The 1,360-nt window shown below is 47.9% G+C and carries 1 protein-coding gene and 1 pseudogene; both read right to left on the bottom strand.

The window, feature by feature from the left end; genetic code table 11:
• A pseudogene (locus tag GAC_RS05815) lies at positions 1-937 on the bottom strand (P44/Msp2 family outer membrane protein); the annotation flags it as partial.
• Between the two features lie 44 nt (positions 938-981).
• Positions 982-1,360, bottom strand: a 379-nt coding sequence (locus GAC_RS05690; protein WP_241760185.1) for a hypothetical protein, incomplete at its 5' end; no start/stop codon positions are given.

Raw genomic sequence — 1,360 nt, 5'->3', positions numbered from 1 at the left:
TTGCAGCTAGTTCCTCTAGTTTGCTCTTGAGGTTCTCTTTTCCCTCCTTCAGTTCTCCCTGGCTCACTGTTCCTGGCTTCTCCAATTCCTTCACCAGCTCCTTTAGCTTTGTTATCTTGGCCTCCTTAAGCTTCCCAGCCTCCAACTGCCCCTTGAGCTCCTCCTTGAGGCTACTACCAACCCTTTCCCCGCTCTTCACCTTCTTTAACGCCGCTTCCACCTCCTTGATCTTCTCTTGCTCCAGCTTCTCCAACTCCTGTGCGTTCTTGATTTTCTCTATCTCCTTCTTCAGTTCCCCCATGGTTTCTAGCTTCCTCTCTAGGTCTACTAACTTTATCTCCTTCAACTGCTTCAGCGTTGCCCTAGTAGCCTCCGATTCTCTGAGCTTCTTCCCAGTTGCTAACTCATCTAACTGTCCCAAATTTCCCAGTATCCAAACTTCTTCTAAGTTACCTTCTGTGCTCTCTGCCAATCTCCTAGCTTCCAACCGATCTAGCTGTCCTCCTAATGCTCTAATCCTCTCTGTAAGTTGTAATCCTCCTTGAACATCTAACTCTTTTCTTTTTTCAGCTAATGCTCTAACTTCCTTAACCTCAGCTAATTCTCTTAACCTCTCTTCTAATCCCAATGCTCTCAGTTCCCTTATTGCAGCTAGTTCCTCTAGTTTGCTCTTGAGCTTTACTACCACCCTTATACCCTCGAGTCCCAGATTCTTCACCTTCTCTAGCGCCTCCGATTCTCTGAGCTCCTCCCTCACCCTCTGCACCAGCTCTGCCGAGTCTTGCTCAGTAAGTCTCTTAAACTTCTCCCCTAGTTCCTCCACCTTCTTTCCCAGCCCAGTGTCTCCCACCTTTTCCTTCACCTTCTCTATCTTGTCCGCCACTTCCTTCTTTGCCGCTTCCACCTCCTCTAACTTCTTAGCCTCTAGCTGTTCCAAATCTCCTGGCTCACTGAGTTTATCTAACTCCCCCTTGAGTCTCTCTACTCCCCCTTCAATCCCCTTATTGCAGCTAGTTCCTCTAGTTTGCTCTTGAGGTTCTTCAGCATATCTACTTGGCCCTTAAACCCCTCCTTCCACTCCTCCTTCCCGCCTATCCAGGTGCCCAACTTATTTAGCGCCTCCTTGAGGCTACCTCCCTTCAGCTCTTCAAGCTTTCCCCCCTTCAGCTTATCCTTTAACGTCTCCGATTCCCCTAAGCGCTGCTCTATTCCCAGAATAAACGCTTCCTTTTTTGCCTTCTTCACCTCCTCCATCTTCTTTTTCTCAATCTCCTTGATCCACTCCAGCTTTATCTCTTCCGGTGTCTTACCATTATCAATCTTCTCTTTGAATTCCTTCACCAACGCCGCCTTATCCTTC

It is taken from the genome of Anaplasma marginale str. Florida, assembly GCF_000215485.1.
Taxonomy (GTDB): domain Bacteria; phylum Pseudomonadota; class Alphaproteobacteria; order Rickettsiales; family Anaplasmataceae; genus Anaplasma; species Anaplasma marginale.
This window is presented reverse-complemented; position numbering and strand designations above follow the sequence as displayed.